This is a genomic window from Alteromonas sp. KUL106 (assembly GCF_009811415.1).
GTDB lineage: Bacteria > Pseudomonadota > Gammaproteobacteria > Enterobacterales > Alteromonadaceae > Alteromonas.
Genome location: NZ_BLIG01000058.1, coordinates 17,791 through 37,448, shown reverse-complemented (window position 1 = coordinate 37,448; position 19,658 = coordinate 17,791). Strand labels below are relative to the sequence as shown.

14 protein-coding genes are annotated in these 19,658 nt (G+C 44.0%); 8 read left to right on the top strand and 6 right to left on the bottom strand.

Going from position 1 to position 19,658, the window contains the following annotated elements; translation table 11 throughout:
- Positions 1-273 precede the first annotated feature (273 nt).
- Complete coding sequence (locus tag GVO63_RS18830; protein ID WP_159581939.1) at positions 274-2,607, top strand: EAL domain-containing protein; 2,334 nt, start codon at positions 274-276, stop codon at positions 2,605-2,607.
- Positions 2,608-2,645: 38 nt separating this feature from the next.
- On the opposite strand, the gene GVO63_RS18825 is transcribed toward GVO63_RS18830, so the two are convergent.
- Positions 2,646-3,743: an NADH:flavin oxidoreductase gene (locus GVO63_RS18825; protein WP_159489672.1), complete on the bottom strand. Its 1,098-nt coding sequence runs from the start codon at positions 3,741-3,743 to the stop codon at positions 2,646-2,648.
- Positions 3,744-4,556: 813 nt separating this feature from the next.
- Here GVO63_RS18825 and GVO63_RS18820 point away from each other — a divergent pair.
- Entirely contained in the window at positions 4,557-4,799 is a 243-nt protein-coding gene (locus GVO63_RS18820) for a DUF2164 domain-containing protein (protein ID WP_159581937.1), read from the top strand.
- Between the two features lie 57 nt (positions 4,800-4,856).
- On the opposite strand, the gene GVO63_RS18815 is transcribed toward GVO63_RS18820, so the two are convergent.
- The 5 genes from GVO63_RS18815 to ubiG form a co-directional block, all read right to left on the bottom strand.
- On the bottom strand, positions 4,857-5,594 hold the full coding sequence (locus GVO63_RS18815) for an SDR family oxidoreductase (RefSeq protein WP_159581935.1): 738 nt from the start codon (positions 5,592-5,594) through the stop codon (positions 4,857-4,859).
- 149 nt (positions 5,595-5,743) lie between these two features.
- A complete protein-coding gene (gene yfaE / locus GVO63_RS18810; RefSeq protein ID WP_159489678.1) occupies positions 5,744-6,016 on the bottom strand; it encodes a class I ribonucleotide reductase maintenance protein YfaE in 273 nt (90 codons plus the stop codon).
- A gap of 12 nt (positions 6,017-6,028) precedes the next feature.
- Entirely contained in the window at positions 6,029-7,159 is a 1,131-nt protein-coding gene (gene nrdB, locus GVO63_RS18805) for a class Ia ribonucleoside-diphosphate reductase subunit beta (protein WP_159489680.1), read from the bottom strand.
- Between the two features lie 123 nt (positions 7,160-7,282).
- A complete protein-coding gene (nrdA, locus tag GVO63_RS18800) occupies positions 7,283-9,604 on the bottom strand; it encodes a class 1a ribonucleoside-diphosphate reductase subunit alpha (protein ID WP_159489682.1) in 2,322 nt (773 codons plus the stop codon).
- 545 nt (positions 9,605-10,149) lie between these two features.
- The gene (gene ubiG, locus GVO63_RS18795) at positions 10,150-10,854 is read right to left on the bottom strand and encodes a bifunctional 2-polyprenyl-6-hydroxyphenol methylase/3-demethylubiquinol 3-O-methyltransferase UbiG (protein WP_159489684.1); all 705 of its coding nucleotides are present in this window, start codon (positions 10,852-10,854) and stop codon (positions 10,150-10,152) included.
- A gap of 300 nt (positions 10,855-11,154) precedes the next feature.
- On the opposite strand from ubiG, the gene gyrA reads away from it, so the two are divergent.
- From gyrA to ihfB, 6 genes are all read left to right on the top strand, one after another.
- Entirely contained in the window at positions 11,155-13,869 is a 2,715-nt protein-coding gene (gene gyrA / locus GVO63_RS18790) for a DNA topoisomerase (ATP-hydrolyzing) subunit A (protein ID WP_159489686.1), read from the top strand.
- 144 nt (positions 13,870-14,013) lie between these two features.
- Positions 14,014-15,099 carry a 3-phosphoserine/phosphohydroxythreonine transaminase gene (serC, locus tag GVO63_RS18785; RefSeq protein ID WP_159581933.1) on the top strand — a complete coding sequence of 362 codons (1,086 nt, stop codon included), beginning with the start codon at positions 14,014-14,016 and terminating at the stop codon, positions 15,097-15,099.
- A 1-nt stretch (position 15,100) separates the two neighbouring features.
- A complete protein-coding gene (gene aroA / locus GVO63_RS18780; RefSeq protein ID WP_159581931.1) occupies positions 15,101-16,384 on the top strand; it encodes a 3-phosphoshikimate 1-carboxyvinyltransferase in 1,284 nt (427 codons plus the stop codon).
- 171 nt (positions 16,385-16,555) lie between these two features.
- Positions 16,556-17,227, top strand: coding sequence for a (d)CMP kinase (gene cmk, locus GVO63_RS18775; protein ID WP_159489724.1), 672 nt, complete (start codon positions 16,556-16,558; stop codon positions 17,225-17,227).
- Between the two features lie 119 nt (positions 17,228-17,346).
- Positions 17,347-19,017 carry a 30S ribosomal protein S1 gene (rpsA, locus tag GVO63_RS18770; RefSeq protein ID WP_159489690.1) on the top strand — a complete coding sequence of 557 codons (1,671 nt, stop codon included), beginning with the start codon at positions 17,347-17,349 and terminating at the stop codon, positions 19,015-19,017.
- Positions 19,018-19,093: 76 nt separating this feature from the next.
- Positions 19,094-19,381 carry an integration host factor subunit beta gene (ihfB, locus tag GVO63_RS18765; protein WP_014949641.1) on the top strand — a complete coding sequence of 96 codons (288 nt, stop codon included), beginning with the start codon at positions 19,094-19,096 and terminating at the stop codon, positions 19,379-19,381.
- Positions 19,382-19,658 lie beyond the last annotated feature (277 nt).

The following is a 19,658-nucleotide window of genomic DNA, read 5'->3' as shown; positions in this document are numbered from 1 at the left end:
CGTTCGATGTATTAAAAGATTATTAAGGTAGTATTTGAGCGTTTCGAGGATGACAACGAATCGAACATCATTTTTCACAATTAAAGCGGTTAAAGCACCTATTGCCGAGCAGTCTAATTTATCATCAAATGATACCGCTACTGCTTGCAAGGACTGAAGTGAACTAATTCTAAAAATAATGTAATCTCAAGCGTTTATTTAGGGTGGCACGTGTTGTTATCTGGTATAAACGCTAAACCGCTGGCGGGAAATGTGTTTACGAAGGAGTGAGTTTTGAAGTTACCCCCAACTATTCTAAACGATCATGAAAGGGTTAAGGTTGTAGAGCGCCTTGGTCTACTTGACACTTTACCCGAAGAGCGTTTCGACCGATTTACTCGTTTGGCGTCCAGTATCTTCAACTGTCATTTTTCGACAATCGCGCTCATCGACGCAAAAAGACAATGGTTCAAGTCTTCAGTTAATCTTGATATGAGTGAGACCGAGAGAGAACTTTCATTCTGCGCTCATACGATAGCTCAACGAGATGTACTGGTCATATCTGATACTCACAAAGATATTCGATTTAAAAACCATCCTTTCGTTACAGAACATCCGCATGTCCGATTTTATGCTGGGGTTCAACTAATTGTAGAAGGTCAGCCAGTTGGAACCCTATGTGTTTTCGACAGCGTGGTAAAAACGTTTGAAAAGGACAAAATTAAGCAACTTATCGATTTAGGTAAACTTGTTGAATCTGAGCTTGAACGCCAGCAAATTACAGAATTGTCGAACAAGCTCGAGGAGTATCAGCGTCGTTTGGCACAGACAGAGAAAATTACGCGGGTAAGAAGCGCAATATTGGAAAAAGTGGTTAATGCCGAGTCACTGCAAACGGTGTTAAACGATATTGTTTATGCTATTGAAGCTGAATTCACCGATCAAATATGCAGTATTTTGTTGCTAGAAAAAAACAGGCTAAAGAAAGGGGCAGCGCCTTCACTGCCTGATTTTTATAATGAAGCTATCGATGGTGTTGAGATAGGGGATGGTGTGGGCTCCTGTGGGAATGCCGCCGCAACTAATACTCTGACAATTGTAGAGGAGATAAGTACACATCCGTTTTGGGCTGAATGGAGAGAGTTAGCTGCAAAAGCGGGAGTAGGCTCGTGTTGGTCACAACCTATCCACGATTCTAAAGGGGGCGTTATTGGTACTTTCGCCATCTACCACAAAAACAAAGCTATTCCTTCTTCAGAAGAGATAGTGTTAATTGGACAGTTTGCACATCTTGCAAGTATTGCAATAGAGAGAGAGTTAGCAAAAGAGCTTATTTGGAAACAGGCGAACTTTGATGTGTTAACAGGCTTACCTAATCGCCACCTAATGCTTGATCACTTAAAACTTGCGATGGCCTCAGCCGATCGCGAAAAAGAAAAAATAGCGGTTATTTTTCTGGACTTAGACAATTTTAAAGATATCAACGACGCGCTCGGCCACGAGGTTGGCGATAAGTTACTGATAGAGTGTGCCGCACGCATTGCTAAGGTGTTACGCGCCAAAGATACAGTGTCTCGGTTAGGCGGTGATGAGTTTATTATTATACTCAATACCATTGCTGGTTTGAGTTCAATAGAAGCGGTAGTGCATAAAATAGTCGACGCTATTGCTAAACCCTATTTGCTGAATCATGAACGTGTACACTCTAGCGCCAGCTTAGGAATAACGATATATCCAGACGATGCCAGCGATATAACAAGCGTGTTAAAAAATGCAGATCAAGCAATGTATGGCGCTAAAGCTAAAGGTAAAAATAGTTACCAATATTACACGCACGAAATGCAGGCGGCGGCAATAAAAAGAATTACATTACTCAATGACCTTCGTTATGCGGTAAAAAATAAAGAGTTGTTCATTGAATATCAACCTATCCGTAGCTTTGATAGCAATAAGGTTGTGAAGGCCGAGGCGCTAGTTAGATGGCAGCACCCCACGAAAGGAAGAATTCCCCCAGACGAATTTATTCCACTTGCTGAGGAGTCGGGCTTAATTATCGAAATCAGCAACTGGGTGTTTGATGAGGTGTGTAGGAATATAAAAAATTGGCAGGCGCGTTTTAGTAGCGAACTACAAATTAGTATCAACACGTCACCTAGCCAGTATTCTAACGCAGAATCGAATATCACAGAGTGGCTAAAACTATTATTAGATAGAGGCATATCAGCGCGCTCAATTCTGTTGGAGGTAACAGAAAACTTGTTAATGGAAGCGAACGACATCGTGTCTAAAAAACTCTTTGAATTTAGGCAGGCCGGGGTTGATATCGCTTTAGATGATTTCGGAACGGGCTTTTCTTCTATTTCGTATTTGAAAAAATTTCCAACCGACTTCATCAAAATAGACAAAAGCTTTGTCAAGTCAATGACGGATGTGAGCAACGATAAGATTTTGTGTGAAGCTATCATCGTCCTTGCAAAAAAACTTGGTATCAGTGTGGTAGCCGAAGGCGTTGAAACGCAAGAGCAGTATGGGATTTTAAGGCAAATGGGGTGCGACTATGCACAAGGCTATCTAATTGCACGGCCATTGTCTGAAGATGATTTTGAGGCTTATTTAGTGACACATTAGCGCAGTTAACGCTGCGCTAATGTATTGGTATCTCTTCGTTATGAAAGTGTGGCAAGAGATTTGCCGGAGTACGTTTCAAGTTCCTCTGTGCGGTTTTCTTTTATCTTGTTAGCCCAATTAGCATCCTGAAGAAGAGCTCTGCCTACAGCAACTAAATCAAATTCTCCAGCGTTTAAACGCTCAAGTAGGTCATCAACAGAACGCGTACTAGAATCTTGCCCTTTGAACGCGCCAAAAAAATCATCATTAAGACCCACCGAGCCTACAGTTATTGATGGTTTGCCGGTTATCTTTTTAGTCCAACCGGCAAGGTTTAAATCGCTACCTTCAAATTCATTTTCCCAGTAGCGGCGCTGTGAACAATGAAATATATCGACACCCGCATCGCTTAATGGGGTTAAGAATTGTTCAAGCTCTTGAGGAGAGTGAGCGAGTCGTGCGGTATAATCCTGTTGTTTCCACTGCGAGAACCTTAGAACGATGGGAAAATCAGAACCTGTGGCTGAACGGATAGCTTTAATAATTTCTACGGCAAAACGACCACGGTTTTCCATATTTCCGCCCCAGCTGTCAGTGCGTTGATTAGTGCCTTCCCAGAAAAATTGATCAACAAGATAACCATGGGCACCGTGTATTTCGATGCCATCCATACCTATTGCTTTTGCGTCTGACGCAGCTTGAGCAAATGCCGCAATCACAGCTTCAATATGCTCAACACTCATAGGCTCAGCGCCTTGCTTACCGGGCTTAAAGAGGCCAGAAGGTCCTGCGCTAGGAAGTTCAGGGTAGGGCGCTTTTTCTGCAACACGTGCCATTCCTACGTGCCACAACTGAGGCATTATTTTTCCACCCACACTATGTACTTCATCAACAACCTGTTTCCAACCAGCGAGTGCTTGCTCTCCATGAAATTGAGGAATATTTCCATCCATCGTTGCTACTTTATCATTTACCGTCGTGCCTTCAGTAATGATGAGCCCTGTACCCCCTTGAGCTCGGCGTTTGTAATAAGCTGCAACATCAGCCGTCGGTATTCCGTTGGGGGAAAATTGGCGTGTCATCGGCGCCATTACTATGCGGTTATTTAATGAAAGTTTATTGTTCGAAAAAGGCGTAAACAGTGCGTTAGCTGCCATCTTTAATTCCTGAATATTATTGTGCTTGTAAGGCCTTCTTGGTACTAAACTTAGCCTGCACTTTGCTGTGTCGGACAAACAAACTCTGAAAAAACAGTTGTGTTTTTTCACTAGCTAAGCGCTATGCAGATCGTACCCAAAGAAGGATGAGCCAAAAGGACCACGTAAGATGTTTGATACTACTGAGGGAAGGCGTCAAGTCAATTTTCAAATGTTGATAGTACGCCATAAGTAAAAGTGAATTATAGCGCTTCACCGAGAAGCGCATTTCTAGAAAGAGTATTCATCAATCAAGAATTTCAACGATTTCTCTGGTGGCTTGGATGAGCCGTACGACTTTGTTTTCGATTCGCACTGTAACCAGTCCGTCATCACCTAAGGGAACAATGACACGAGCGTGATCGTAAACATGTTTGTCTAAACGATTGCCAACGGATAACTTCTTCTCCCAGCCTGGCGGCAGTTCGCCCGTGCGCTCATATTTTTTCTCAATACAGCGACAGTGCCTATGAATGGTAAAATCTTCATTGTTTTCCTCTCAAATTACAAAAAAGTATCACGCTACCTTTGCTGCTAGAAAGCCGCATTTTGGAACCAAAAGTGTTAAATACTTGGTGCTCAGCGCATTTTTCAAGTCGAAAAGTAACGTTTTTAGCCATGCAGTTTCAACACGCCATAGTTTTATTTGAGCGAAAACTGTGCCAGTGAAGAGATATAACCTAGAAAAAGCGTAAGATCTGTAGGTCAGGTCATGCTACATTTGAAAACTCGCTTGAATCAGGTGTTTAGTTGATAAAAATTGGGGATGGGGTAATGAGTGAAATCGCATTTACGCGTGAAGAAAAGGTGGCGTTAGTCGCAAAACTGCAACGTTATTTTGACGACGAATTAAATGTGGATCTCGGACAATTCGACGGTGAATTTTTGCTTGATTTCATTGGTAAGGAAATTGGAGCATCGTTTTACAACAAGGGCGTAGATGACGCAAGAACTGTTGTGGCCTCCCGACTTCAAGTTATCGATGAAGAACTATATGCTATTGAAAAGGCCGTATAGATTAGGTGTTTGAACTAAATCAAGCCTGCGGTATGCAGGCTTGATTGTATTACTCTTTTATAATTCCTGAGCGGTAGGACGAATGATCATCTCGTTGATGTCCACATCACCGGGTTGTTCAATGGCAAATGTTACTGCGCGGGCGATTGCATCTGCGTCAATGGCTTCGTTGTACATATCTTCCGCCATCTGTTTTGAGTCTTTATGAGAAATATGGTCGGTTAATTCGGTAGCGACTGCGCCGGGTGAGATATTGGTTGAGCGAATCTCGCCATTAGATTCTTTTCTAATACCCTCGCTTATCGCCTTGACGGCAAATTTAGTGGCGCAGTACACCGTAGCACCAGGAAATACCACATGACCTGCAACCGAAGACAGGTTAATAATATGGCCGCTTTTCTGTTCACGCATTTGTGTGAGCACCGCTGCAACGCCGTACATAACACCTTTAATGTTTACATCGATCATCTGATCCCACTCGTCAACTTTCATCTCATCAAGCGGTGCGAGAGGCATCAGGCCTGCATTATTTACCAGTACATCAATGCGTCCATATGTCGCTTTGGCAGCGTCTGCAAGCGCCTGTACGTCATCTTTTTTTGTGACGTCTACAGTTTTGTATATCGCTTCGCCCCCCGATGAAACAATCTCATCGACAAGTTTCTTTAAGCGTTCTTCTCGGCGGGCGGCAAGCACTAATTTTGCGCCTTTACTCGCCAACATTTTGGCCGTCGCCTCGCCGAGCCCACTGCTAGCGCCTGTAATAATGACAACTTTCCCAGATATTTCACTCATAACATTTTCCTTACGTTTGGTCATAAGTTAATTCCTACGTATGGATAGTGAACTGGATTACTTAATAGAAAAATTTGATAAGGCGTTGTTGTTCAAACGAGTGAAAAAGAGGCTTCGCTTTTACAGACAATGGATGGGGTGAGTGCGTGTCAAAGTGGAACTTTAATTTTTAGTGGACATTTAGCCACACAGCAGCATGGGAGTATTTCGTCGTCGTCAATAAAGGCAAGGGGATCGGTCGTGTACTCGACTTCGCCTTCAATGAGCTTAGTTCTACATGCACCACAAAAGCCTTCACGGCAATGATAATGAATATGAACGTCAGCTGCTTCAAGAGCGCTTAAAATAGTGGTGTCAGAAGAGGCATGGATCTCGCCCACATCGACAACGTCGATGCGGACGGATTTTTCATTGCTATTCATTGAGCTGTGGTTTTACAGCTCAAAATCGGCAAAGTCGTCTTCGCTTACTGCTGAGTCAATCTGACCCACAAGATAAGAGCTGATTTCAGACTCTTGAGGGGCAACCTGAACGTTGTCAGAATTCAGATAGTTATTCATCCACGGAAGAGGGTTGCTGCTGATATCAAAGGGGGCGTCTAAACCAATTGCGGACATACGTTGATTAGCAATATATTCAACGTATTGGCAAAGGATTTCTTTGTTAAGTCCAATCATTGAACCGTTTTGAAACAGGTAGTCAGCCCACTGCTTCTCTTGCTCAACGGCATTCATAAAGATGGCTCGAGCCTCATCTTTACACTCTTCTGCAATTTGTGCCATTTCAGGGTCGTCTTTTCCCTTAGCCCACAGGTTCAGGACGTGTTGTGTTGATGAAAGGTGAAGGTTTTCATCTCGTGCAATTAACCGAATAATTTTCGAGTTACCTTCCATCAATTTTCTTTCAGCAAACGCAAAGGTACAGGCAAACGATACATAAAAGCGGATCGCTTCTAATGCGTTTACAGAATTCATACAAAGGTAGAGCTTCTTTTTAAGCTCGTACATGCTGATGGTGTGTGCTGTACCATTAACAGTATGAACACCTTCGCCCTGGGTCTGCCAAAGCTGAGTGGCAAAAATTAAGTCATCGTAATACTTAGAAATGTCTGCAGCACGACGCTTAATTTCATCGTTCACGACGATATCTTCAAAAATTTCACTAGGGTCTGAAAACAAATTACGCAAGATATGCGTGTATGAGCGAGAGTGAATTGTTTCAAAGAAAGACCATGTTTCTACCCACGTTTCCAACTCTGGTAGTGAGATAATAGGTAAGAACGCGATGTTCGGGCTACGACCTTGTACAGAATCTAACAGCGTCTGATACTTAAGGTTTGAAATGAAGATGTGCTTCTCTGGATCGGTTAACTTCTGAAAATCAACCCGATCGCGAGAAACATCAACTTCTTCAGGACGCCAAAAGAAGCTAATTTGTTTCTCAATAAGCTTTTCGAATATGGCATGCTTTTGCTGATCGTAACGTGCAACGTTTACCGGATTACCGAAAAACATCGGCTCGATCAATGGATTGGTACTTTGCTGATTGAACGTAGTATATTTCATGATGGCCTAACTAAAAACTTAGTGATTAACGCGTATTATTGTTTGTGTTCTTGCTGCGAAACTTCAATGGCAAATGCAGTTAGCTCCTTTAACGCATTTACCATCTAAACAGTGGAGCGTGCCTTAAATTTTACACGCACCGCCTGCACAATCATCATCTTCCTCTACCACCACTTCTTCCTGACGTGGCATTGGCTCACTCGCTTTTGCGTCTAACGCAGATGTGTCCGATGCGCCGTCACGAGTGTTATGGTAGTAAAGAGTTTTAACGCCAAGCTTATACGTAGTAAGAAGGTCCTTAAGAAGAAGCTTCATTGGTACCTTGTTACCTTCGTAACGGCTTGGATCATAATTTGTGTTTGCCGAGATAGTTTGATCGATAAACTTCTGCATGATACCAACAAGTTGCAGGTAACCGTCGTTTGAAGGAATATCCCAAAGTAGCTCGTATTGGTCCCTAAGCGTTTCGTACTCAGGTACAACTTGCTTAAGAACACCATCTTTGCTCGATTTAATGCTGATAAAACCACGCGGTGGCTCAATGCCGTTTGTCGCGTTAGAAATCTGAGAAGACGTCTCTGACGGCATTAATGCTGACAGCGTAGAGTTACGCAAACCGTGAGTTTTAATTTCTTCACGAAGTGCATCCCAATCGTAATGAAGTGGTTCATTACATACGCTATCAAGGTCTTTCTTGTAGCTATCAATAGGCATAATACCTTGAGAGTACGTGGTTTCATTAAACTTAGGACACGCGCCTTTTTCTTTAGCCAGGTTGTTTGACGCTTTCAGTAGGTAATACTGCATTGCCTCAAACGTGCGGTGGACAAGAGCATTTGCACTGTGGTCTGAGTATTTTACGCCATTTTTAGCCAGGTAGTAGGCAAAGTTGATAACACCAACACCCAGCGTACGACGACCCATTGTTGCGTTATATGCAGCAGGAACTGGGTAGTCTTGGTAATCAAGTAGGTTATCTAGCGCACGTACTGCAAGATCAGAGAGTTCTTCAAACTCGTCCAGTGATTTAATCGCACCTAGGTTAAACGCTGACAGCGTACAAAGTGCAATTTCACCGTTTTCGTCATTAACATGCTGCAGCGGCTTTGTAGGAAGTGCGATTTCGAGGCACAGGTTGCTCTGACGAACTGGCGCTACTTCTGGATTAAACGGGCTATGCGTATTGCAGTGGTCAACGTTTTGAAGATAAATACGACCGGTACTTGCTCGCTCTTGCATGAACAAGCTGAACAATTCCATCGCTTTAATTTGCTTTTTACGGATGCTGTCGTCGTTTTCATATTTAACGTATAGCGCTTCGAACTTCTCTTGATCAGCGAAGAATGCATCGTAAAGACCAGGTACGTCAGAAGGGCTAAATAGTGAGATATAGCCGTCTTTCATCATACGCTGGTACATCAGTTTGTTGAACTGAACGCCGTAATCTAGGTGACGTACACGGTTTTCTTCAACACCACGGTTGTTCTTTAGCACTAACAGTGATTCCACTTCCATATGCCAAATAGGATAGAACAGCGTAGCGGCACCACCGCGAACACCACCTTGTGAACAGCTTTTAACGGCTGTCTGGAAATATTTATAAAACGGAATACAGCCTGTATGGAATGCTTCACCGCCACGAATAGGGCTACCTAGTGCGCGAATACGGCCTGCATTTACGCCGATACCAGCACGCTGGCTTACGTATTTAACAATGGCACTTGCCGTTGCATTGATTGAGTCTAAGCTGTCGCCGGTTTCGATAAGTACACATGAACTGAACTGACGCGTTGGCGTACGTACCCCCGCCATGATCGGCGTAGGTAAAGAAAGTTTAAATGTAGACGCGGCATCATAAAAACGACGGATGTAGTCCATCCGTATAGCTTTGTCATAATTTGCAAACAGACAGGCTGCGACAAGGATGTAAAGAAACTGCGCGCTCTCATAAATCTCGCCAGTAACGCGGTTCTGGACAAGGTACTTACCTTCAAGCTGTTTTACGGCCGCGTAGCTAAAGTTCATGTCGCGCCAATGGTCGATGTACGTATCCATTTCTGCAAATTCTTCAGCAGTATAATCTTCAAGCAAGTGTTTATCATACTTACCCATATCAACCATTTTACCTACGTGCGCAAGCAATGAAGGTGGCTCGAACTGACCGTAGGCTTTTTTGCGAAGATGAAAAATTGCTAGGCGCGCAGCTAAGTACTGATAATCAGGAGCGTCAGTAGAAATGAGATCAGCCGCTGATTTGATCAGTGTTTCGTGTATTTCACTGGTATTTATACCGTCATAGAACTGGATCTGAGCCTTTATCTCAACCTGTGATACAGAAACGTTCTTAAGTCCCTTTGCTGCCCACGTAACGACTTTGTGAATTTTCTCTAAGTCGATTGTTTCTTTTTCACCGTTGCGTTTGGTGACGAATAAGTTGTTGTTCATGTTGCTGGCCGTTTGTCTGTTAGCGCTTGATGCGAGGGCGGTAGAACGCCCATTTTCTTTTTAATTATCGTGTGAACTACTGTCATTTAAATTGGCTCACGCCAAATAACGATTCACTCAAAAGCGGCCTAAACCAAAACTTTAGAAGTTCAAAGTAGAGACTGCTTTGTCATTTATTTAACTGCTTTTTTCTCAGCGAATTTGTCGTCGCATTAACGCGATGAGATCTTTCATCGGTTCGAAGGCTGCGATCTGGCGATCCTGTGAATGGGTGTGGATCGCTTGCTGAATCAAACACAAGATAGTGAGGTTTTAATCGTATTGCAACCCAATATCTGGTGGTATTTCCAGCACTCAAACTGGCATGAAATTTATGTTAGTAACGACTAACTTTTTAGCGTTCTACAAGCATTAAATATCGGGATTGCAAGCATTTTAAATAGAATCTTTGCCATAAAAATTAATTTATTCTTAAGATTCAATTTTTATAAAAACACGATATATGGTGTTTAAAATATGCACGCAACCCAAGATATAGTGTTAATTTAGTCTTGCGCCACAGTATATAGTAAGTAGTTAACGTCTACGTTATTAGACGAAAGATAAAAACCCTGAGAAATGGGATCCATGTGAAGTCCTGTCATGTCGCGGGGCAATAAACCCGCTTTATCAGTCATCGACATAAGTTCGGAGGGTTTTAAAAATTTGTTGTGATCGTGGGTACCTTTAGGCACAAGCTTAAGTACGTACTCAGCGCCAACTATTCCCATTAAATAGGATTTTAAGTTTCTATTAAGCGTGGAAAAGAAAACATGACCACCGGGTTTAACCAACTTCGCACAAGCCATAACCACAGAGGCAGGGTCGGGCACGTGCTCAAGCATTTCCATGCAGGTTACCACGTCAAATGCGCCTGCATTTTGTTGTGCAAAGTCTTCAGCGGTAGCACAAACGTAGTCGACTTTTACTCCAGATTCTAGGCCATGCAGTTTAGCCACTTCCAACGACGCTTCCGCCATATCTAAGCCTGTAACAGACGCGCCAGCGCGGGCCATCGATTCAGCTAATATGCCGCCACCACAACCAATATCGACAACTTTTTTGTCAAAGAGTCCTTCGCTGTGCTGATTAATAAAATCCAGGCGCAGGGGATTAATAAGATGGAGAGGTTTAAATTCACCTTCGGGATCCCACCAGCGAGAAGCCAGTTCAGAAAACTTATTAATTTCATTTTGATCTACGTTCGTCATGAGTAAAACAGTCCTTAATCTATCTCTTTTTAAGATATCCCAAATCAGTTAGGTGTTTCACTGTTTTTAGATCGATTTAGTGTTTTTCTATGAGAGGCTGAGCGAAAAATAATCGCTTGTCTTTTTGTTAACTAATAAGCGTAATTAACCGCTACATAAATCTGTTATCAAGTGGTACACTCGAACAACGATTATGACCCACATAATAATAACAGTGCGCGCCCAGTCTTATTTCTACAATGATGTAATGTAAGGCGCTGGATAACGCAGAACAAACCAAAAAAAGGGATTAAGCAGTTTATGTCTGATAACGCTAAAGAAATCCTCCCCGTTAATATCGAGGAAGAGTTAAAGAACTCATACCTTGATTACGCGATGAGCGTTATTGTCGGGCGAGCCTTGCCTGACGTAAGAGATGGCTTGAAGCCAGTGCACCGTCGCGTGCTGTTCGCAATGAACGAACTGAAAAATGACTTTAACAAGCCATATAAAAAGTCTGCCCGTGTGGTAGGTGATGTAATAGGTAAGTATCACCCACATGGTGACTCTGCGGTCTACGATACGATAGTCCGTATGGCGCAGCCGTTCTCTCTCCGTTACATGTTGGTAGACGGGCAGGGTAACTTTGGCTCAGTTGACGGCGACTCGGCTGCTGCTATGCGTTACACCGAAGTTCGAATGGCCAAAATTGCCCACGAACTTCTCGCTGATCTGGACAAAGAAACGGTAGATTTTGTACCTAACTATGACGGTACAGAATTTATCCCAGAAGTACTGCCAACCAAAGTTCCCAATCTTTTGATTAACGGCTCTTCAGGTATTGCGGTAGGCATGGCAACGAACATACCGCCTCATAACCTCACTGAAGTGATTAACGGTTGTATTGCCTTAATCCAAGACCCGTCGATTACGATTGACGACTTAATGACGTATATACCAGGCCCTGACTTCCCAACAGCGGCAATGATCAGTGGTCGTAAAGGAATTGAAGACGCTTACCGTACTGGTCGCGGCAAGATTTACCTTCGCGCTAAAGCTGACATCGAAACTGACGCAAACGGCAAAGAAACGATTGTCGTCAACGAGATCCCTTATCAAGTCAATAAAGCACGTCTTATTGAAAAGATTGCAGAGCTTGTTAAGGAAAAACGTATCGAAGGTGTTTCTGCGCTTCGCGATGAGTCTGATAAAGACGGTATGCGCATTGTTGTTGAAGTTAAACGCAACGAATCTGCCGAAGTACTACTCAATCATTTATACGCCAATACTCAGCTTCAAACAGTATTTGGTATCAACATGGTTGCTCTGGATAACGGCCAGCCCAAAGTATTTAACCTAAAAGAAACGTTAGAGTGCTTTATTCTTCACCGCCGTGAAGTAGTGACACGCCGAACGGTGTTTGAATTACGCAAAGCCCGAGACCGAGCTCACATTCTAGAAGGTTTGGCTATCGCACTGGCTAATATTGACCCAATTATTGAGTTGATAAAAGCATCGCAAAGCCCAGCTGACGCCAAAAAATCCTTAGTTGCACAAGGCTGGGATTTGGGTGACGTTGCACAAATGTTAGAGCGTGCAGGTGATGACGCGGCGCGTCCAGACTGGCTGATGCCGGAATTTGGTATCCGCGACGGCAAGTACTATCTGACAGAACAGCAAGCCCAAGCTATTCTTGACCTTCGCTTACATAAGCTAACGGGTCTAGAGCACGAGAAGATCCTTGAAGAATATAAACAACTTCTTGAGCTGATTGCTGAATTACTTCACATATTGAACAGCCCAGAGCGTTTAATGGAAGTAATTAAAGAAGAACTCGAAAAGATTCGTGATGAATTTGGTGACGAGCGCCGCACAGAAATTACTGCCGCAAGCCACGATATCGATATCGAAGACCTTATCGAACAAGAAGATGTTGTTGTGACGCTCTCTCGTGAGGGTTACGTTAAGTATCAAAAACTGACTGATTACGAAGCGCAGCGTCGCGGCGGCCGTGGTAAATCTGCAACGAAGATGAAAGATGAAGATATCATCGAGAAACTCTTGGTGGCTAACACGCACGACCACATCTTATGCTTCTCTACCCGTGGACGTTTATACTGGCTGAAGGTCTATCAATTGCCGTTTGCGAGCCGAAACGCACGTGGACGCCCAATTGTAAACATTCTTCCTTTAGAAGATAACGAGCGCATTACCGCTATTCTTCCTATTAAAGAATTTGAAGAAGGCAAGTTCGTGTTAATGGCTACCGCAAACGGTACTGTTAAAAAGACTGATCTGAGCCTATACTCTCGCCCTCGTTCAAGCGGTATTATTGCTGTTAATCTGAATGAAGGTGATGAGTTGATTGGTGTCGATATTACCCACGGTGATGACGACATTATGCTGTTCTCTGACGCGGGTAAAGTCGTTCGCTTTAATGAAAAGCTTCGCGATAGTGAAACGGGTGAAGTCAAGCGCGATCCCGAGACGGGTGAAGAGCTGTTAGCACTTCGTCCTATGGGACGTACCGCAACAGGTGTTCGTGGTATTCGCCTACAAGATGGTCAAAAAGTGGTTTCACTGATTGTGCCTAAAGGTGATGGACCCATCCTCACAGCGACAGAAAACGGTTTTGGTAAACGTACACCGTTAGAAGATTACCCAGCTAAGAGCCGTGCAACACAAGGTGTTGTTTCTATCAAGGTATCTGAGCGTAATGGTAAAGTAGTTGGCGCTGTACAAGTCGATGAAAGCAATGAAATAATGCTTATCAGTGACCAAGGTACACTGGTACGAACTCGAGTGGGTGAAGTATCGGTCGTGGGTCGTAACACACAAGGCGTTCGCTTAATACGGACAGTTGAAGGTGAACACGTTGTAGGGTTACAACGCATTGAAGAAGTTGACGAGTTACAAGAATTAGATGAAGACGGTAACCCGATAATTTCAGAAGACGCAGCAGAACAAGCAGAAACTGCTGTTCAAGAGCAAGATAACACCGCACAAGACGGTGAAAGCTCAACGACAGAAGAGTAGGGATAACGCGCGAGAAATATGTCTTGCGCATTGTCAGTGTTCTTTAAAACAAGCGGCTTTAGCCGCTTGTTTACCTAATAGCCCTCGAAAGTAAAGCAAACTCGTGGGTTAAACGGTAATTATCTACAGGTGTTGAACAACGCGATGAAAGAGGTTTTTAACTTTAGTGCTGGCCCGGCCATGCTTCCTAAAGAAGTGATGCTAAAGGCTCAAGCAGAATTTACAAATTGGCGCGACTTAGGCTGTTCTGTGATGGAAGTTAGCCACCGCGGCAAAGATTTCATTGAGATTGCAGCGAAGGCTGAACAAGACTTGCGCGATTTGCTATCCATTCCGAATAACTACCACGTACTTTTCACCCATGGTGGGGGACGCGGACAATTTGCTGCAGTGCCTCTCAACCTGTCAACTGCCAACGATACCAGTTTGCACCTAGTGAGCGGTTCTTGGTCAAAAGGCGCGGTAGACGAAGCGAGCAAATATAATACTGCAGTGGTTGTCGGTGAGGTGTCTGAAAAAGATGGCCTACATTACATTGCACCGCCTCAGTTGAGTGATATTGACCAGTCTGCAGCATATTATCACTTCTGTCCTAATGAAACGGTTGACGGTATTGCTTTTGATTGGTTGCCAGAGTCAGGTAACGTGCCGCTGGTATCGGATATGTCTTCGACCATATTGTCTCAGCCGTTAGACGTGGCAAAGCACGGTGTTATTTATGCTGGCGCGCAAAAGAATATTGGCCCAAGCGGTTTGTCTGTAGTCATCGTTCGCGAAGACTTAGTCGGCAAAGCGCGTAAAGAAACGCCGTCTATCTTCGATTACGAACTCGCCGCTAAATCAGACTCGATGTACAACACACCGCCGACGTTCTCATGGTATTTAGCTGGTCTTGTCTTTGAATGGTTAAAAGAAATGGGTGGCGTTGACGCTATGGCGAAGCGAAATGCGGAAAAAGCCGCACTTTTGTATTCAGCTATCGACAGTTCAGATTTTTATTCAAGCAAAGTACATCCAGATAATCGTTCCAAAATGAACGTACCGTTTCATTTGGCAGACCCAGAATTGGATAAACTGTTCCTTCAGCAGTCGCAAGAAGCGGGCTTACTTGCATTAAAGGGACACCGTTCGGTAGGGGGCATGCGTGCGAGTATTTATAATGCAATGCCTGTTGAGGGCATTGTTGCGTTAGTCGAGTTTATGCGCGAATTTGAAAGAGTGAATGGATAAAATGGAGCAGTTAACATTAGACCCGATTGCAAAGGTATCGGGAGAGGTCAATGTACCTGGCTCAAAAAGTCTGTCTAATCGCGCACTATTACTTGCCGCGTTAGCTGAAGGTGAAACGGAACTGACCAACTTGCTTGATAGCGAAGATATTGAGCATATGCTTAACGCATTAACCAAGCTTGGCATACACTACCGCCTTAGCGAAGATAAAACGCAATGCGTGGTGCAAGGAAACGGTGGCGCCTTTAATGTGGCTGAGCCGTTAGAACTTTTCTTAGGCAATGCAGGTACAGCCATGCGCCCATTATGCGCTGCGCTCGCAGCGAGTAATGTTGATACCGTACTGACGGGTGAACCGCGTATGGAAGAGCGCCCAATTGGCGACTTGGTCGATGCACTGCGCGAAGCCAATGCCGAAGTAACTTACCTTAAAAACGAAGGTTACCCGCCACTGCAAATTAAAGGTAAAACATTAAACGGCGGCGAAATGTCCGTTGACGGCAGTGTTTCTAGTCAGTTCTTAACAGCACTTTTAATGGCTGCACCGTTATTTTCAGGTGATGTGACCATTCGCATCAAAGGCGAATTGGTATCTAAACCTTATATCGATATTACCTTAGACACCATGGCTAAGTTTGGTGTGACGGTCAAAAACGACAGCTACCAAACCTTTACGGTTTCTGGTGATGCTAAATATGTTGCGCCAGGTAAATTTATGGTTGAAGGTGATGCTTCGTCGGCATCGTACTTCCTTGCAGCCGGCGCCATCAAAGGTGGTACGGTACGCGTAACCGGAATTGGGCAAAACAGTATTCAGGGCGACATTCGCTTCGCTGATGTGCTTGAAGCCATGGGTGCGAAAGTGGTGTGGAACGATGAGTATGTTGAAATTACCGGTGCGCCACTGAAAGGCGTGAACATGGATATGAACCACATTCCAGACGCCGCTATGACAATTGCCACTACAGCATTATTTGCTGAAGGTCCAACTACTATAACCAACATTTACAACTGGCGGGTTAAAGAAACTGACCGACTTGCGGCGATGGCAGCTGAACTTCAAAAGTTAGGTGCGAAAGTGGAAGAAGGACATGACTATATTACGGTGTGGCCAACGGATTCGCTAAAACACGCAGAGATTGATACGTATAATGATCACCGCATTGCTATGTGTTTCTCGCTGGTTGCTCTGAGCGATACGCCGGTAACGATCAACGATCCTGGTTGTACCCGTAAAACGTTTCCTGACTACTTCACGCGCTTCAAAACGCTTTATAACGCGTAAGGGAAACTCGTCTAACAAATGCAGCGTTTGTCATTTATTCGCTGCAGACTTGTTGATCTGTGTCAGACATTATCCGAATGTTCAATGCCACTTGATGTAGGTGGCATTGCTTATCCTGTGCTAAAGCGTATAATTACGCGCGATTTTTGTAATTTAAATGATGGAGCAGGTATGCATTCCACACCCGTAGTCACGGTTGACGGTCCAAGTGGTGCTGGCAAGGGTACTTTAAGTAGTTTGCTAGCAAAGAAGTTAGGGTGGCATTTTCTAGATAGCGGCGCAATTTACCGCGTACTAGCAGTTGCTGCACTTCACCACGACCTACCGTGTGATGATGAAGAATGTGTTGTTCCTCTAGCAACCGGTCTTGATGTAAGTTTCGAGACGAATGGCGATACTACCCGTATTATTCTAGAAGGCGAGGATGTCACTGACGATATTCGCACCGAAGAGGTTGGAGCGGTAGCATCAAAAGTTGCAGCACTGCCCCGCGTTCGCGAAGCATTGTTGCGCAGACAGCGTGCCTTTCAGCAAGATCCAGGATTAGTTGCGGATGGTCGCGACATGGGAACAGTTGTATTCTCTGATGCGCCTGTAAAGATTTTCCTTACAGCGAGCGCAGAGGCCCGCGCTGAGCGCCGTTATAGCCAGTTGAAAGCAAAGGGCATGGATGTTAATATTGCGCGCCTTTTAACCGATATCAAAGCGAGAGACGAGCGTGATACACAGCGAGCGGTCGCGCCATTGGTACCGGCACAAGATGCAGTAATTATAGATTCAACGGACTTGGATATTGACCAAGTCTTTGAAAAAGCGATGGATATTATCTCCTCACGCCTTTAATGACGAGAGCCGAACGCATCCAAAGCAGTGTTGCTACAGGGAGTGGCGACGACATTTAATAACCCCGCGTTATCCGGATAAGAAGCGTGGATATCAACTTAAAAGTTTATTTGAGACTTATGACTGAAAATTTTGCACAACTTTTTGAAGAAAGCTTACAAGAACTAGAAACACGTCCTGGTTCAATTGTAAAAGGTACTGTTGTTTCTATCGACAAAGACATCGTTCTTGTTGATGCAGGCTTGAAATCAGAAAGTGCTATCCCAGCTGACCAATTTAAGAACGCTGAAGGCGAACTAGAAATCGCTATCGGTGACGAAGTAGACGTAGCACTAGATGCAGTTGAAGATGGTTTCGGTGAAACGATTCTTTCTCGCGAAAAAGCGAAGCGTCACGAAGCGTGGGTTGAGTTGGAAAAAGCTTACGAAGATAAAGTCACTATTAAAGGCGTTATCAACGGTAAAGTTAAAGGCGGTTTCACTGTAGAAGTTAACAGTGTACGCGCATTCCTTCCTGGTTCTCTTGTTGACGTACGTCCAGTACGTGATACTACGCACCTTGAAGGCAAAGAGCTTGAGTTTAAAGTTATCAAGCTAGATGCGAAGCGTAACAACGTTGTTGTTTCTCGTCGTGCAGTTATCGAAGCTGAAAGCAGCCAAGAGCGTGAATCACTACTTGCTAACCTTGAAGAAGGTCATGAAATCAAGGGTATCGTTAAGAACCTTACCGATTACGGTGCGTTCGTTGACCTTGGTGGCGTAGACGGTCTTCTACACATCACTGACATGGCTTGGAAGCGCGTTAAGCACCCAAGTGAAATCGTGAATGTTGGCGACGAAATCAACGTTAAAGTACTTAAGTTCGACAAAGAGAAACAGCGTGTATCTCTTGGTATGAAGCAAATGGGCAACGATCCATGGCAAGAAATTGCGTCTCGTTACCCAGAAGGTACTAAGATCAACGGTCAGGTTACTAACCTTACTGACTACGGCTGCTTCGTTGAAATCGAAGATGGCGTTGAAGGTCTTGTACACGTTTCTGAAATGGATTGGACTAACAAGAACATTCACCCATCTAAAGTTGTTAACCTAGGTGACACTGTAGATGTAATGGTTCTTGAAATTGACGAAGAGCGTCGTCGTATTTCTCTTGGTCTTAAGCAGTGTATTGCTAACCCTTGGGAAACATTTGCTGAGTCACACGAAAAAGGTGACAAAGTGTCTGGTAAGATCAAGTCAATCACTGACTTCGGTATCTTTATCGGTCTTGACGGCGGCATCGACGGTCTAGTTCACCTTTCTGACATCAGCTGGAACAAGTCTGGTGAAGACGCGGTTCGCGACTACAAGAAAGGCGACGAAATCTCTGCAGTTGTACTACAAGTCGACCCAGAGCGTGAGCGTATTTCTCTTGGCGTTAAGCAAATCGAAGAAGATCCTTTCAACAAGTATCTGACAGATAACAAGAAAGGTGCTATCGTTACTGGTACAGTAACAGCAGTTGATGCGAAAGGCGTTACTGTAAACCTAGCTGAAGAAGTTGACGGTTACATCCGCGTTGCAGACCTTGCTGTAGAGCGTATTGAAGATGCAACTGAAGCAGCAAACGTTGGTGATAGCATTGAAGCGAAATTTATGGGCGTTGACCGTAAAAACCGCACTGTTAACCTATCTGTTAAAGCGAAAGATCAGGCTGACGAAAAAGAAGCTATCGATAAAGTTAACCAACAAGAAGATGTTGGTTTCGCTAACGCGATGGCAGAAGCATTTAAAGCTGCTAAAGGCGAGTAATGCTTTTGAGGGTGTGCATCTGCACACCCCATTCGCGATAGCTGTTTAAACAATAATATTGACAATGAGGTTAAGCATGACCAAGTCTGAATTAATTGAACGGCTCGCGGATCAAGCGCGTCATATTCCGGCGAAAGAACTCGAACTGGCAATAAAGGAACTTCTGGAACAAATGGCGCAAACCTTACAAAAAGGTGAGCGTATTGAAATCAGGGGTTTTGGTAGTTTTTCTCTTCACTACCGCGCACCGCGCGTAGGTAGAAACCCTAAAACGGGTGAAACAGTTAAACTTGACGGTAAGTATGTACCGCACTTTAAGCCTGGGAAAGAGCTTCGCGAACGGGTAGACGCCTCAATCGCATAACGCAATTTAAAAGCCGCTGTAAAGCGGCTTTTTTGTGTCTGCCCAATTTTGCTATTCTAAACTCACCCTTCGGGAAGGTCTGGCAAGTTTCCTTGCAAAGCGAGCGAATGCAGGAATGGCTGTTCCCTTTCACATTCCCAGAATGTAGCTAGATAGTTTGCCCGTACCTACTAATTAGGCAATTATCTATGCGAATTGGTAGAAATATACGTACGTTTAATTTTTAATACCTATTGACCCCAAGTTAACTAGGGTTATATATTATTCAAATAAAAAT

Excerpts from the sequence above, each read along its gene's own strand:
- GVO63_RS18825 (WP_159489672.1), bottom strand. The coding sequence starts at position 3,743 with ATGGCAGCTAACGCACTGTTTACGCCTTTTTCGAACAATAAACTTTCA.
- GVO63_RS18820 (WP_159581937.1), top strand. The coding sequence starts at position 4,557 with ATGAGTGAAATCGCATTTACGCGTGAAGAAAAGGTGGCGTTAGTCGCA.
- GVO63_RS18815 (WP_159581935.1), bottom strand. The coding sequence starts at position 5,594 with ATGAGTGAAATATCTGGGAAAGTTGTCATTATTACAGGCGCTAGCAGT.
- yfaE (WP_159489678.1), bottom strand. The coding sequence starts at position 6,016 with ATGAATAGCAATGAAAAATCCGTCCGCATCGACGTTGTCGATGTGGGC.
- nrdB (WP_159489680.1), bottom strand. The coding sequence starts at position 7,159 with ATGAAATATACTACGTTCAATCAGCAAAGTACCAATCCATTGATCGAG.
- nrdA (WP_159489682.1), bottom strand. The coding sequence starts at position 9,604 with ATGAACAACAACTTATTCGTCACCAAACGCAACGGTGAAAAAGAAACA.
- ubiG (WP_159489684.1), bottom strand. The coding sequence starts at position 10,854 with ATGACGAACGTAGATCAAAATGAAATTAATAAGTTTTCTGAACTGGCT.
- gyrA (WP_159489686.1), top strand. The coding sequence starts at position 11,155 with ATGTCTGATAACGCTAAAGAAATCCTCCCCGTTAATATCGAGGAAGAG.
- serC (WP_159581933.1), top strand. The coding sequence starts at position 14,014 with ATGAAAGAGGTTTTTAACTTTAGTGCTGGCCCGGCCATGCTTCCTAAA.
- aroA (WP_159581931.1), top strand. The coding sequence starts at position 15,101 with ATGGAGCAGTTAACATTAGACCCGATTGCAAAGGTATCGGGAGAGGTC.
- cmk (WP_159489724.1), top strand. The coding sequence starts at position 16,556 with ATGCATTCCACACCCGTAGTCACGGTTGACGGTCCAAGTGGTGCTGGC.
- rpsA (WP_159489690.1), top strand. The coding sequence starts at position 17,347 with ATGACTGAAAATTTTGCACAACTTTTTGAAGAAAGCTTACAAGAACTA.
- ihfB (WP_014949641.1), top strand. The coding sequence starts at position 19,094 with ATGACCAAGTCTGAATTAATTGAACGGCTCGCGGATCAAGCGCGTCAT.